Genomic DNA, 12,388 nt, shown 5'->3' with positions numbered 1-12,388 from the left:
CCTTCAGGATGAGCGCCGCGGAAAGTCGAGACGTCCGGCCGAGAAACCACCATCGATCACGATGGTGTCGCCGGCGATCGCTTGAGCCGCCGCGGAAGACAGAAACATGACAGCGCCTGCAACGGCCTCTGGGGTCGCGAGCACGTGGTTGGCGCTTTGGCCGCGGTAGTAGTCGGCGACCTTCAGGAATGCCGGATCAGTCGTACCGGGCCGGTCGACGAGACCGGGCGCGACGGCATTGATCGCAATACCGGAGTGACCGTATTCGAGGGCCAAGCCGCGCGTCAGCATCTCCATGGCCGCCTTGGTGGCGCTGTAGAGGGCCGCGTCCGGCCGCGCATAGCGGTAGTTGCCGGACGTGATGTTCACGACGCGGCCGCGGATCTGCGCCCGTCCCATGCGTTCGCAGGCCTCCCGGCTCATGAACAGCATGGATTTGACGTTGACCTTGAATATCAGGTCGAATTCGTCGGATGTGAGATCGCGGATGAGACGATGAAAATTGATGCCCGCGCCATTCACCAGCACGGCCGGGGTCCCGAAGCGCTGTTCGACGTCGTCTAACACCAGACGAACATTGTCCGGCTCGCTGATGTCGGCGGCCATGACATGCGCCTTGCCATGAGCGGCGAGCTCGGCGCCGGCGGCCTCGGTTCTTTGAGGGTTCGAGCCGATCGCAATGGTGGTCGCCCCGGCAGCGAGGAAGGCTCGGGCGATTGCCATTCCGACATGGCCGGTGCCGCCGGTGACTACGACGGGTCCCAGCGTCCAGGGCTCGGCGATCTCAGGCATCTGTCGGCATCTCCACGATGATGTTGCCGTTGGGCTCGACGAAGGCCGTTTCGCCCGGCAGCACGACGGTGGTGCTGTCCAGCTGTTCGACGATGAACGGTCCGGCCTGCTTGACCCCGATCGGCAACAGGCCGCGGCGGTAGACCGGAATATCGACGTGGCGGTCACGATCGCTCAGATAGACGGAGCGGACGCCGTGCTGCGCCTTCTCCCAGGAGGGCCCGGGCTTCGGCGGTTCAAGCCGGATCTTCGGCACGGTCGCGAAATGCACGGTGCGCAGGTTGACGAACTCGACGGCGGCCGCCGGATTGCGCTGCCGATAGACGCGCTCATGCTGCTCGTGAAAAGCGGCGATAAGACCGTCGATCAGCCCGTCGTCGAAGGTTTCGGTAATCGGGATCTCCAGTTCATACGACTGGCCGACGTAGCGCATCTCGGCGTAGCGGCGCACGCCGACACGCGCATCGGCGATGTTCTCCTGCCGCATGCGCTCGCGCCCGGCGCGGTCCAGCTTGTCGAAGGCCTCCGCCAGGTCAGCCAGAGACAAGCCGGAAGCCGGCTGTCGGAAAGACGTCGTATGGTCGTGCTCGATATCGGAGACCAGAAGGCCGAAGGCCGAGAGCACGCCAGGAGCGAAGGGCACGATGACGCGGGGGATGCGCAAGGCACGCGCCAGGGCGCTGCCGTGCAGGGGACCGGCGCCGCCGAGCACGATGAGCGCGAACTCGCGCGGATCGTAGCCGCGGGCGATGGTGAGCAGACGGATCTCGTCGGCCATGCGGTTGTTGAGGATGGTATGGATGCCATGCGCGACGCGGACCTTGCTCATGGCGAGCTTCGCGCCCATCGCCTCGATCACGCGGTGGGAGGCGGAGGCATCAAGCTTGACATGGCCGCCGGCGAAATAGTCGGCGTTGAGATAGCCGAGCACGATACTCGCATCTGTCACGGTCGGCTCGCTGCCGCCCTGGCCGTAGCAGGCGGGGCCGGGGACGGAGCCTGCGCTCTGGGGGCCGACATGGAGGCTCGCGGCATCGTCCAGCCAGGCGATGCTGCCGCCGCCGGCGCCAATGGAGACGACGTCAAGCATCGGAATACGCAGCGGATATTTGAGCACCTTGCCTTCCGCCGACGTGAGCGGCTTGCCGTCGACGACCAGGCCGATATCGGCGGTCGTCCCGCCGATATCATTGGAGATCAGGTTTTTCTCACCGCAGAGCTCGCCGACCATCTGCGCCGCGACGACGCCAGCGGCGGGGCCGGATCGCAGGAGGCTCACCGGCCGCTCGACCGCACTGCGCGCCGCCGCGATGCCGCCGCGCGACTGCATGATTTCGAGCCGCGCCGGCACGCCCGTCTCCGTGAGCTTGCCCTCCAGCGCGTCGATGTAATTGGCCACCTTCGGACGGACATAGGCGTCGAAGGTCGTCACCAGCGTCCGTTCATATTCGCGAAAGGTCGGATCGATCGCCGAGGACAGCGAGACCGGCAGATCGGGATACATCTCGCCGATGATGGCCTTCGTCCGCTGCTCATGGGCCGGATGCAGGAATGAGAACAGGTAGCAGACCGAGATCACCTCGACGCCGTGGCTTTCGACGAGTTCGCGCACGGCAGCGCGCACGCCTGCCTCGTCGAGCGGCTTGAGAACGGATCCGTCGGCGGCGATGCGTTCGCGGATGCCGATGCGCCGTCGCCGCGGCGCCAGGAAGCCCGGCGTCTCGGCGTCAATGAACAGATTGTAGAGTTCGGAGCGCTTCTGGCGTCCGATCACCAGCACATCCTCGAAACCTTCCGTCGTGAGGAGCCCGGTGACCGCGCCTTTCTGCTCGACCACGGCATTGGTTGCGACGGTGGTGCCATGGATGAAGCGCGTGACGTTGGCGGGCGTCAGCGCCGTGCCGCCAAGGAGGCGCGTCATGCCATCGACGACACCGAGGGAGGGGTTGGCCGGCGTGCTCGGGACCTTGATCAGCGTCATCGCGCCGCTGTCGGTCATACCCACGACATCGGTGAAGGTTCCGCCGACGTCGATCGCTATCGAAAGGGTCGTGTCCATCTGTCGTGTCATTTCCATTTTTTGTGCGGACGCCCGGGCCGCGATATCAGCCGAGGTACGCACGGATGGTGTCTTCGTCCTTCAGGAGGTCCATGCCCTTGCCTTCGGCCACGACCGTTCCAGTCCGGAGCACATAGGCGTAATGGGCGATATTCAGGGCCATGAAGGCATTTTGCTCGATGAGGAGGACCGAGGTGCCGCCCGCATTGATGGCGCGAATGGCCTCGAACATCGTCTGAACCAGAATGGGGGCCAGCCCCAGGGAGGGTTCATCCAGAAGCAGGATCTCGGGTGCGGCCATCATCGCCCGGCCGATGGCGAGCATCTGCTGCTCGCCGCCGGACAAGGTGCCGGCGAGCTGCGTGCGACGTTCCTTGAGCCGCGGGAAGATCGTGAAGATCCGTTCCAGGGTCTCGGCGGCCTGGGCGAGCTGACCCCGGCCATAGGCGCCGAGCCGCAGGTTCTCCATGACGGTCAGGCCTGCAAAGACGCGCCGCCCCTCCGGGCATTGCACGATACCGCGGCGGGCGACCTGGAAGGCCGGCAAGCCGGTGAGGGTGCTTCCCCGATAGACGATCTCGCCGCGCGCCGGTGCCAGCTCACCCGAGATGGCGCGTACGATCGTGCTCTTGCCGGCACCATTGGCGCCGACGATCGAGACGATCTGGCCCTGGGGAATGGCCAGCGAGACACCGCGGACGGCGACGATCGGCCCATAGGAGACATGAAGATCGCGGGTTTCAAGCAACATGGCTAGACCACCCCCGATCCGAGATAGGCGCTGATGACGAGGGGGTTGCTGCGGACTTCGTCGGGGGTGCCTTCCGCGATCTTGCGTCCCTGGTCCATGACGATGATGCGATCGGAAATTTCCATCACCAGGCTCATGTGATGCTCGACCATGAGCACGGTTTTCCCCAGTTCGTCCCTGAGCCGCCGGATCATCCCGTTCAGTTCCTCGATCTCCGGCGGGGTCATGCCCGCCGCGGGCTCGTCCAGCAGCAGGATCTTGGGCTTGGTCGCCAGGGCACGGGCGATTTCGACCCGCCGCTGATCGCCATAGGGGAGGTTGCGCACCAACTGGTCTGCCACCGGGGTCAGGTCGAGCAGGGCGACGAGACGGTCGGCCTCGGCCGCCAGCGCTTCCTCCTCGGCGCGAAAGCGGCCGCCATGGAACAGGGTCTCCAGAAAGGAGGCCCGCGCGTGTCGGGTCAGCCCGACCAGAATGTTCTCGCGCGCCGTGAGATTGGCGAAGACGCGCAGGTTCTGGAAGGTCCGGCCGATCCCGGCTGCGGCGATCCGGTGCAGGGGAAGCCCGACCAGGTTCAGGCCGTCGAAAGAGATGGCGCCGGCGGAGGGGGGATAAATGCAGGTGATCAGATTGAACGCCGTTGTCTTGCCGGCGCCATTGGGGCCGATAATACTGACGATCTCGCCGTCATTGACGTGGAAATTGAGCCCGTCGACTGCCGTCAGACCTCCGAAGCGGCGGCTGAGATCAGTGACTTCGAGAAGGGCGTTCCGCATCAGCCGACCTCCTTCACAACGGCGCGGCGCGCTACAGGCGCCTTGCGGGAGGGTATGTCATGGCGCCGACCCAATAGACCCTGGGTGCGGAACAGAATGATGAGGACCATGATGAGCCCGTAGATCGCGAGCCTGTATTCGGATGCAAAACGCAGGAGTTCGGGGAGGGCCGCCAGGACCGCGCCGCCGAAAATGGCACCGGGTACGCTGCCGAGACCGCCGAGGACGACCATGGCCAGATAGGAGATGGAGGCGACGGGGGTGAAGCTGTCCGGGCTGATGAAGCTGATGTAATGCGCCCAGAACGCGCCGGCGGCCCCGGCGATCGCGGCGGAAACGACGAAGACCTTCGCCTTGATGACACGGGGGTCGACACCGACGCTCGCCATTCCGAGTTCGTCGTCGCGCATGGCGCGCAAGGCGCGGCCGAAAGGTGAATTGAGCAGCGCCAGCACGACAAAGGTCGAAATGACCAGGATCGCCAGTATCAGATAGTAGAAGCCGACGCCACGCAGCTCGCTTCCGAAGAAACTGGGCGCTGGGATGGCGCGAATACCCATGGGACCGCGTGTCAGGTCAACCCAGTTGAGCATGACCATCCAGACGACGCCGGATAATCCGAAGGTGCCCATGGCGACATAGTGGCCGCGCAGGCGCATCATCGGCCAGGCGAACAAGGCCCCGAAAACGCCGGTCGCCGCGATGGCGATACCCATGCTGATCCATGTCGGTACGCCGTAGCGCGTGCTCAGAATGGCCGTGGCATAGGCGCCGAAGCCGTAGAAGGCGGCGTGTCCCAATGATACGAGCCCTGCGAAGCCGGCAATGAGGTTGAGGCTGAGTGCGATCGTGCCCGACATCGCCATGATGGTGAGGATGCGCAGGTAGTAGGTATCGGTGACAACGAGCGGCAGGGCGATCGCGATCGCAATGGGCAGCGCCAGCAGCGGCTGCCGCAGATCGAGCTTGGGCACGGGGGGGAGCGGAAAGATGCTGAGGTTCGTCCGCTCCACCTTGTCGAGCCCACGCCGGCCGAGCAGTCCCGTCGGCTTGACGACGAGAACCGCGACGAGAAGCCCGAAGGCGATGGCGTCGCGCCAGGCCGACGACAGGTAGACGCTCGTCACGGATTCAGCGATGCCGAGCAGGAGGCCGCCGACGATGGCGCCGGCGATCTGCTCCATTCCGCCCAGCACCGAGGCTGCGAAGGCCTTCGTCATGCTGAGCGAACCCATTGTGGGATAAATCGAATTATAGAGAGCCGCGCCGAGCACGCCGGCGGCGCCCCCCATCGCCGATGCGATGCAGAAGGAGACCACGATGAGCCGATCGACGTCGATGCCGAGAAGTTGGGCGGCGCGCCTGTCCTCGGCGACGGCACGGACCGCCGTGCCGAAATCCGTATGATGCAGAACATAATGGAGGCAGGCGATGGCCGCGACGACGACCGCGAGGGTCACGAGCTCCCAGGTGCTCACCGTGATCATGCCGAGCTGGAAGACGTCGGCCGTGAGGGTTGGCGACAGGGGCTGCGTTTGCGGGCCAAAGATGAAATGAGCGAGGTTTTCAATAATGAGCCCCAGGCCCATCGTCGTGATCAGGGACATCAGCAGCGGCTGGTCCCTGAGCGGCCGGACGGCGATGCGCTCGACAATCCAGCCGACGACAAAAGCCGCGACAATGCCGCCAGCAAACGCGACCACGACGGGCGCGCCTGCGCTCACCATGAGTACCATCGCGATATAGGCCGCAACCGTATATGACGCGCCCTGGCCGAAATTGATAATATTCAGTACGCCGAAGACGAGGGAAACACCGATGGCGCCTAGCGCATAGGTGCCGCCGACTGTCAATCCATTGGCGATTACCTGCAGTAATAGGTCCATCGAACGTCATCTCTCTCGTCGACTGGGCTGATGCTCGCACGGCCGGACCCATAGAGCGGGTCCAATACATCAAGACTGGTCACGTTGATGCGTGAATGTTCGGCTTTACATCAAGTAAGATATGGCCACCGCCAAAGGACGCTCGACTATCGAAATGACGATGGCATTGAAAATTCGGGCCAACTATACGCCTCAAAACCACCACGGCGGGTGATCACGTCTCAGTAAGACAGCGCGGCGACCCTCCCGGGCCGGCTTTACAAAAGAGAATATGATCCCCGTCTAACGCGACTTTATCAGCAGATCACAGGATACCGCTGTTGTATCTTGAAGTGTTGCGTCAGCCGCAACAGTGTTGCGTCTTCAATAAATCTAAACTACAGCTAAAAAGAATGTCAACGTAACTTTGAGCGCCGCCATGCAAAAAAGCGAGGCATCGATGGAGGGCAGCCTGAATCGGAAGACCGAGAGCGCGCAGGGCGGCTTCCAGAGCATCGCCGCAGTCGATCATGCGCTTTCGCTCCTGAAGACGCTCGCGACAAGTGCCGAGCCGCTCGGAGTCAACGAGCTTGCCCGCCGGATCGGGCTGCATAAGAGCACGGTGTCCCGCCTGCTCCGCACTCTCGAAAATCACCATTTCATCCAACGGGACGCGTCCCATGGACGGATCAGCCTGGGGCTCGGCGTCGTGGCGCTGGCCGGGCCGATGCTTGGGGCGATGGACGTCATCGCTATCGGCCGGCCTGTGCTTGAACGTATCGCCAGCACAACAGGCGAGACGGTCAGCCTTGCGCTTTGGAACGGGCGGGAAGCCGTCATGGTGGAACAGGTGCTCGGAACGCGCACCGTCGTTCACTACACGTGGCGTGGCAAGGCGGTATCGGCCCATTCCACCGCCGTGGGCAAGGTGTTTCTGGCCTTTCTGCCCGACAATGAGGTGCGCGCGGTTCTGGCTGCGCCGCTCGAGCGCTACACCGCTTTCACCATCGTCGATCCTGTCGCGCTGGCGACTGAAATCGGCCGCATCCGGCGTGCCGGCTATGCGCTTAATATCGAAGAGAACGAGCTCGAATCCTGTGGCGTCGCAGCTGCGGCCTATGACTTTCACGGCAAGGTCGCGACCGTTCTCAATATCGCGATCCCGAAATACCGCTTTGATGAGGAGCAGCAACAGCGGCTGGCTGAGATCGTCGTCGAAGGCGCGCGCGAATTGTCAGGCAAGCTCGGTTACGGCAACGGGGCGCGCTGACGGGTTTGGCAGGCCGTTCCTGCAAGCCTTGGCTTGAGCGCGCCGCATCCCTGGGTTACGAGGGGGCGCACAGGCGGAGCATCGGTGTCGGCCCGCTGGGAGAGGAAAGCCATGACGGCAGCGCGTGACATATCCAGCCTGGTCCAACATTTCGGCGTTGGCGCGCGCGCCAGCCTTGCCGTCACGCATAACGGCGTCGGCTATTTTGCGGTGACGCCGCAGGCGCCCTATGACGGCGCTTTGCCCGCTGCGGAACAGGCACGCCAGCTCCTGGCGAAGGCCGACGGCCGGCTCGCCGAGATCGGCAGCGGCAAGGACAGGCTTTTGTTCGTCGCGATCATCGTCGCCACCATGGACGACAAGGATGCGGTGAACGCCGTATGGGATGCGTGGGTGTCCGATGTCACCCCGCCGGCGCGTGCCTGTTTCGAGGCGACGCTGGCCAGTCCCGATCTCAAGGTCGAGATGATCATGCTCTGCGCCACCGGCCAGGGCGACGCCTCACGGGCCTCCTGAAACGCGGGCGAAGGTGCGGGCGCATCCCGGATTGCGTCCGGGCCGGGAAACATCAGCATTCGGGCCGACCCACTATACGGTCAGTTCGCGCGCCACTCGCTGCAGGAGCGCAAGGGCGCGCTCCATGTCGATGGCCTCCGCCGCCATCCGCCTGATGTAGGGACAGGTGAGCACGGCCAGCGTGTGGCCTTCCGCCGACAGAATTGGCACGCTGATATCGCTCACGCCAAAAATCTGCTGGCTCTCGTCGATGCGGTAGCCAGCGTCGCGATAGCGGGCGAGTTGCGGCGCGAGGCGAGCGAATACCCTTTCCTTCTCTGTCCCCTTCCAGTGGGCCATCAGTTCGGATTGGCATTCCTCCGCCAGGAAGGCGAGGAGGAGCTGTCCCGAACTCGTCGACAGCAGATCAATCGGCGTGCCGACCCGGACGGTGAAGACCCAGTCGGCGGAGGCGGCCGCATTCGCCACGACGACCGCGGCATCGCGCTCGCGCACGACGAGATGGCATGATTGTCCCGCCTCCAAGGCGAATGCATCCATCATGGGCGCAGCGCGGGCCGTAAGGCGGCGCAACGGCGGATGGCGCTGGCCGAGCACGAAGAGTTTCATGCTCAGGGCGAAGCGATCCCCTTCCGCAGACCGGTAGACATACCCCCGCGCGACGAGCCGCTCGAGCATGCGATAGATCTCGCTTGCACCACGGCCCAGTTCCTTGACGATTTCAGCGCGGGTGAGCGCGCCGGAACGGGAGGCGAGCAATTCCAGAATATCCAGGCCCTTGTCGAGCGCGGGCGCGCGGTAGAGCTCCTCCCGGCTCGACAGTCTGGACGAATTGACGGCAGATTTCGCCAATGCAGCATTTCCCCCATTCACGCCGTGCGGCGTGGTCTCTTGTTGACAGGTGAATACAATGTTCATATTTGATCCGTCAACGATGAGAAAGCGCGTTCACGAGGGAGGCAGCGTCATGCGCCAGAATTCGGAAACGCACCTTCATCATCAAACCGGTCGGGGAATCGGGCGCGACCATCTGGCCAAGCTGCGCGGTGTGCAACACGCACGGGCGGCGATGCGAGCTGGAAGCTCCCATGGACGCAATTGACCTGCCTGTCCGGCCACGGCGCCGCAGACGGTCGGGGGCTGTGCATCTGCGCGTGACCTATGCGCCTGTCGCCGCATCGGAGAACTCGACATGACCAAGATCGTCGACATCGAGGTGATCGACCTTCGCTTTCCGACCTCCCGGCATCTCGACGGGTCGGATGCGATGAACCCGGATCCGGACTATTCGGCCGCCTATGTCATCCTGAAAACCGACCGACCGGACCTCGAAGGGCATGGACTGACCTTCACGATCGGCCGCGGCAACGAGATCTGCTGCGCCGCCATCGAAGCGATGCGCCATCTCGTCGTCGGGCTGTCCGCCGAGGACATTCGGGCCGACCTCGGCGCCTTCTGGCGTCACATCACGTCGGACAGTCAATTGCGCTGGATCGGCCCGGACAAGGGCGCGATCCATTTGGCGACCGGGGCCGTGGTCAATGCCGTTTGGGACCTGATCGCCAAGATGGCCGGCAAGCCGGTCTGGCGCCTCGTGAGCGATATGTCGCCGGAAGACTTTGTCCGCGCCATCGACTTCCGCTACCTCACCGACTGCATCACGCCTGATGAAGCCTTGGCCATGCTGCGCGATAAGGAGGCCGGCAAGGCGGAGCGGATCGCGGTCCTCGAGCGCGAGGGCTACCCCTGCTATACAACCTCGGCCGGTTGGCTCGGCTATGACGATGAGAAGCTCCGGCGGCTCTGTCAGGAGGCCATCGACCAAGGCTTCAACCATGTGAAGCTGAAGGTTGGGCGAGACCTTGACGACGACAAGCGTCGCCTGCGTATCGCCCGGGACGTCATCGGACCGGATCGTCAGCTGATGATCGACGCCAACCAGGTCTGGGAGGTCGGCGAGGCGATCGAACACGTGCGTGAATTGGCCTTCGCCAAGCCCTGGTTCATCGAGGAGCCGACGAGCCCCGACGATATCGAAGGCCACCGCAAGATCCGTGAAGGGGTCGCGCCGGTCAAGGTCGCGACCGGTGAGATGTGCCAGAACCGGATCATGTTCAAGCAGTTCATCATGCGCGGCGCCATCGATGTGGTGCAGATCGATGCCTGCCGTCTTGGCGGCGTGAATGAGATCCTGGCCATTCTGCTGATGGCCGCCAAATACGGCCTGCCGGTATGTCCGCACGCCGGTGGCGTCGGCTTGTGCGAATATGTCCAGCACCTGTCGATGATCGATTTCGTCTGCGTATCAGGCACGCGCGAGGGGCGGGTCATCGAATATGTTGACCATCTGCACGAGCACTTCAAGGAACCCTGCATCATTCGCGACGCTGCCTATAGGCCGCCCACCGCGCCCGGTTTCTCCATCGAAATGAAGCCGGAGAGCCTGAAGGACTATCGTTTCGGGGGCTGATACCTCCCGTAGCGGTCCCGCGTCGGCAGGGCCCGAAACAGCATCAATTCCCTCGCTCCAAGGCACCGCGCGCGATCGGTAATAGCCGGTCTCGCCCAGATGATGGGGGACATCGAAAATACTCAAGGGAGCTTCCATGACACATGTCGCATCCGCCAGGGGCAGCGCCAGGGCGCCAGCCGGGGCCACGCGTGTTCGCTACGTGATATTGACGCTGTGTTTCTTCGGGCTCGTCGTCAATTATCTCGATAGGGCCAATATGAGCGTGGCGCTGCCCTATATCGATGCAGAACTGCAGCTCAACCTCTCGAACACGGAAAAAGGCCTCATTCTCGGGGCGTTCTTCTGGGCCTATGACGGCATGATGCTGTTTGCCGGATGGTTTACGGACAAGGTCGGCTCACGCCGGGCTTTCACCATCGCGGCGATCTGGTGGTCGATCTTCACGGCGCTGACGCCGCTCGCCCGCAGTTTCTGGGGCTTCTTCGCCTTCCGCTTCATGCTCGGCGCCGGTGAAGCGCCCGCCTATCCGAGTGCCACCAAAGCGGCGTCGCGCTGGTTTCCCGTGGGCGAGCGCGCCTTCTCGACCGCGGTGATCGATTCCGGCTCCCGCGTCGGCACGGTCCTGTCGCTCCCGATCGTGACGAGCCTGATTGCCCTGACGACCTGGCACTATTCCTTCGTCGTGCTGGGTGCCGTCGGCATCGTCTGGGCGGGGATCTGGTACTGGTATTATCGCGATCCCGGCGAGCATTCCGCGGCCAACGACCTGGAACGCCAGTATATCGCCGAAAACGGCAGCCGCAGCGAAGCCAGCGACAACAGCGAGGCCGCCAAGATCCGCTGGTCGCAGCTGTTCCGCTACCGCACGGTCTGGGGGATGATGCTCGGCTTCTTCTGCCTGAACTTCGTCATCTATTTCTTCCTGACGTGGTTCCCGGATTATCTCAAGAATGCCCGCGGGTTGAACCTGACACAGCTCGGGACCTTGGGCATGCTGCCGGGCCTCGCCGCCGTCGTCGCGGCCTGGGCCGCCGGTGCCTATGCCGACCGCCTGATCCGCGGTGGCGCCAATGTCACCGTCGTGCGCAAGGTCGTGATGGTGGGCGGGCTCCTCGGCGGGGCGGCGATCCTCCCGGCCGCCTTCGCGTCCTCGGTTTATATGGCGCTCTTCTTCCTGGCGATCTCCTACAGCAGCCTCGCCGTTGCCGCGACCGGCATCTGGTCCCTGCCGGCGGATGTGGCGCCGAGTTCGCACCATGTCGCGTCGATCGGCGGTATCCAGAACTTCGCGTCGAACATCGCCGGCATCGTCAGCCCCTTCATGTTCGGCTTCCTGCTCGACAAGTTCCATGGCGACTATACGCCGTCCTTCGCCGTCGCTTCAGGCTTCGCGGTTCTCGGCGCGTTCTCCTACGCCTTCATCGTCGGCCGGGCGGAGCCTCTGCCGATCCTTCCTGACACCGCGCGCAGGTGACGGCCATCGCAAGCTCGAGGTATCGCAAGGCAAGAGCAAATCCGGCTTAGATGGAATCGTCATCGCCATCTAAGTCGTTGAATTTTCGCATCAGTTTTTAAAATCATCGCCACTTCGATTTCGCTGCCGCGATACGCCGATGTTCGTGAAGGCCCGCTGCGCTCGGCCGCTGACGATGGCGTGCTGGTAACGATAAAGACGGATCAGAACGCAATTGAAAACTAGCATCGGGCCGCCCCCCGCGCTGGATCTGCTCCTATTGTGTCAGCCAGAGTGCGCAACTCATGGCGACGAAAGCCGTTGCGACGACCACACCCAACCTCAGGAATATGCCGAGATCATTGTTGTTTTCCGACGATGGGTGGGAAATGGCTGCTTCCATCTCACGTTGTACATGTCTGCGTTCGGCTAG

The 12,388-nt window shown here is 63.6% G+C and carries 10 protein-coding genes; 4 read left to right on the top strand and 6 right to left on the bottom strand.

Annotation, left to right across the window (positions count from 1 at the left end; genetic code table 11):
• Window positions 1-3 precede the first annotated feature (3 nt).
• From C7450_RS25960 to C7450_RS25940, 5 genes are read right to left on the bottom strand one after another with little or no spacing between them, the layout of a single operon-like run.
• Window positions 4-792, bottom strand: a complete 789-nt coding sequence (locus tag C7450_RS25960) for an SDR family NAD(P)-dependent oxidoreductase (RefSeq protein WP_110377376.1) — start codon at window positions 790-792, stop codon at window positions 4-6.
• Window positions 785-2,851, bottom strand: a complete 2,067-nt coding sequence (locus tag C7450_RS25955) for a hydantoinase/oxoprolinase family protein (protein WP_170147438.1) — start codon at window positions 2,849-2,851, stop codon at window positions 785-787. The genes C7450_RS25960 and C7450_RS25955 overlap by 8 nt, the downstream gene beginning before the upstream one ends.
• A gap of 46 nt (window positions 2,852-2,897) precedes the next feature.
• Window positions 2,898-3,602: an ABC transporter ATP-binding protein gene (locus C7450_RS25950; protein WP_110377374.1), complete on the bottom strand. Its 705-nt coding sequence runs from the start codon at window positions 3,600-3,602 to the stop codon at window positions 2,898-2,900.
• 2 nt (window positions 3,603-3,604) lie between these two features.
• Window positions 3,605-4,378 (bottom strand): ABC transporter ATP-binding protein, encoded by a 774-nt coding sequence (locus tag C7450_RS25945; protein WP_110377373.1) that lies wholly within the window; start codon window positions 4,376-4,378, stop codon window positions 3,605-3,607.
• Window positions 4,378-6,264 carry an ABC transporter permease gene (locus tag C7450_RS25940; protein WP_110377372.1) on the bottom strand — a complete coding sequence of 629 codons (1,887 nt, stop codon included), beginning with the start codon at window positions 6,262-6,264 and terminating at the stop codon, window positions 4,378-4,380. The genes C7450_RS25945 and C7450_RS25940 overlap by 1 nt, the downstream gene beginning before the upstream one ends.
• 418 nt (window positions 6,265-6,682) lie before the next feature.
• Between C7450_RS25940 and C7450_RS25935 the strand changes: the two genes are divergently transcribed.
• Window positions 6,683-7,513: an IclR family transcriptional regulator gene (locus C7450_RS25935; RefSeq protein WP_110377371.1), complete on the top strand. Its 831-nt coding sequence runs from the start codon at window positions 6,683-6,685 to the stop codon at window positions 7,511-7,513.
• 111 nt (window positions 7,514-7,624) lie between these two features.
• Complete coding sequence (locus C7450_RS25930) at window positions 7,625-8,029, top strand: RidA family protein (RefSeq protein WP_110377370.1); 405 nt, start codon at window positions 7,625-7,627, stop codon at window positions 8,027-8,029.
• 72 nt (window positions 8,030-8,101) lie between these two features.
• On the opposite strand, the gene C7450_RS25925 is transcribed toward C7450_RS25930, so the two are convergent.
• Complete coding sequence (locus C7450_RS25925) at window positions 8,102-8,881, bottom strand: IclR family transcriptional regulator (RefSeq protein WP_245450119.1); 780 nt, start codon at window positions 8,879-8,881, stop codon at window positions 8,102-8,104.
• 340 nt (window positions 8,882-9,221) lie between these two features.
• Here C7450_RS25925 and C7450_RS25920 point away from each other — a divergent pair, with 340 nt between their 5' ends.
• Both C7450_RS25920 and C7450_RS25915 read left to right on the top strand, forming a co-directional pair.
• On the top strand, window positions 9,222-10,499 hold the full coding sequence (locus C7450_RS25920) for an L-fuconate dehydratase (RefSeq protein WP_110377369.1): 1,278 nt from the start codon (window positions 9,222-9,224) through the stop codon (window positions 10,497-10,499).
• Between the two features lie 136 nt (window positions 10,500-10,635).
• Entirely contained in the window at window positions 10,636-11,976 is a 1,341-nt protein-coding gene (locus tag C7450_RS25915) for an MFS transporter (protein ID WP_110377368.1), read from the top strand.
• The last annotated feature ends 412 nt before the right edge of the window (window positions 11,977-12,388 follow it).

Source organism: Chelatococcus asaccharovorans, from assembly GCF_003201475.1.
GTDB classification, from domain to species: Bacteria; Pseudomonadota; Alphaproteobacteria; order Rhizobiales; family Beijerinckiaceae; genus Chelatococcus; species Chelatococcus asaccharovorans.
The sequence above is the reverse complement of the archived record's forward strand: the minus strand, read 5'-3'. Positions and strand labels throughout refer to the sequence as shown.

Coding starts and splice junctions, on each gene's coding strand:
- C7450_RS25930 (WP_110377370.1), top strand. CDS start 7,625: ATGACGGCAGCGCGTGACATATCCAGCCTGGTCCAACATTTCGGCGTT.
- C7450_RS25915 (WP_110377368.1), top strand. CDS start 10,636: ATGACACATGTCGCATCCGCCAGGGGCAGCGCCAGGGCGCCAGCCGGG.
- C7450_RS25940 (WP_110377372.1), bottom strand. CDS start 6,264: ATGGACCTATTACTGCAGGTAATCGCCAATGGATTGACAGTCGGCGGC.
- C7450_RS25950 (WP_110377374.1), bottom strand. CDS start 3,602: ATGTTGCTTGAAACCCGCGATCTTCATGTCTCCTATGGGCCGATCGTC.
- C7450_RS25960 (WP_110377376.1), bottom strand. CDS start 792: ATGCCTGAGATCGCCGAGCCCTGGACGCTGGGACCCGTCGTAGTCACC.
- C7450_RS25945 (WP_110377373.1), bottom strand. CDS start 4,378: ATGCGGAACGCCCTTCTCGAAGTCACTGATCTCAGCCGCCGCTTCGGA.
- C7450_RS25920 (WP_110377369.1), top strand. CDS start 9,222: ATGACCAAGATCGTCGACATCGAGGTGATCGACCTTCGCTTTCCGACC.
- C7450_RS25955 (WP_170147438.1), bottom strand. CDS start 2,851: ATGGACACGACCCTTTCGATAGCGATCGACGTCGGCGGAACCTTCACC.
- C7450_RS25935 (WP_110377371.1), top strand. CDS start 6,683: ATGCAAAAAAGCGAGGCATCGATGGAGGGCAGCCTGAATCGGAAGACC.